Origin of the sequence: Plectonema radiosum NIES-515, assembly GCF_025753815.1 — a bacterium.
GTDB lineage: Bacteria > Cyanobacteriota > Cyanobacteriia > Cyanobacteriales > Nostocaceae > Hassallia > Hassallia radiosum_A.
The window spans coordinates 1-1,111 of record NZ_JAOWRF010000169.1; the positions used below are offsets into that span (position 1 = coordinate 1).

Annotated in this window: 1 protein-coding gene; it reads left to right on the top strand. The window is 41.6% G+C overall.

The genetic code is table 11. The features are described 5' to 3' along the window. Positions 1-1,111, top strand: a 1,111-nt coding sequence (locus tag OGM63_RS11055) for a non-ribosomal peptide synthetase (protein WP_263745585.1), incomplete at both ends; no start/stop codon positions are given.

Consider the following 1,111-nt stretch of genomic DNA (forward strand, 5'->3'; position numbering starts at 1 on the left):
ATTGGGAGTCAAACCTGAGGTGCTGGTGGGTATTTGTGTAGAACGTTCTGTGGAGATGGTGGTGGGACTTTTGGGGATTCTTAAGGCTGGTGGTGCTTATGTCCCTCTTGACCCCAATTATCCCACTCAACGTTTGAGTTATATGCTTGATGATTCTGGTGTCCAAGTGTTATTGACACAACAAAAGTTGTTATCATCTTTGCCATCACATACTGCACGAGTGGTTTGTTTAGACACAGATTGTCTGGTCATAGAAGAGCATTCTCAGGAGAATCTTAATGCTGGGGTAGGTGAGGATAATTTGGCTTATGTGATCTACACTTCTGGTTCTACTGGACTACCTAAGGGGGTAATGAATACCCATCAGGGAATTCACAATCGTTTGCTGTGGATGCAACAGTCTTATCAATTAAGCAGTAGCGATCGCGTTCTGCAAAAAACCCCCTTTAGTTTTGATGTGTCAGTGTGGGAGTTTTTCTGGCCGTTACTAACTGGAGCAAGGATTGTAATTGCATTACCAGAAGGACATAAAGATAATACTTATTTAGTTAACTTAATTTTTACTCAGCAAATAACGACAATACATTTTGTCCCATCCATGCTTCAAGTGTTTCTGCTTGAAGCCAACTTTGAAAATTGTAGTTGCTTGAAGCGAGTCTTTTGTAGTGGAGAAGCACTACAGTTTGAACTGACTCAACGCTTCTTTACCAAACTCGAATGTGAATTGCATAATCTCTACGGACCAACAGAAGCAGCAATTGATGTTAGTTTTTGGCCTTGTCTTCCCCAAGGAAATTTACAGATAGTTCCTATAGGACGTCCCATAAGTAACACCCAAATATACATCTTAGATCAAGATATTAAACCAGTACCCATAGGGGTACCAGGAGAATTATACATCGGAGGTGCTGGTGTTGCCAGAGGTTACCTGAACCGTCCAGAACTAACAACAGAAAAATTTATCCCCAATCCGTTTTCCGATGGCAAATCAGAACGACTCTACAAAACAGGGGACTTAGGGCGATATTTAAGTGATGGTAACATTGAGTTTCTAGGACGCATCGATAACCAGGTGAAAATTCGGGGATTCCGCATCGAACTGGGAGAAATT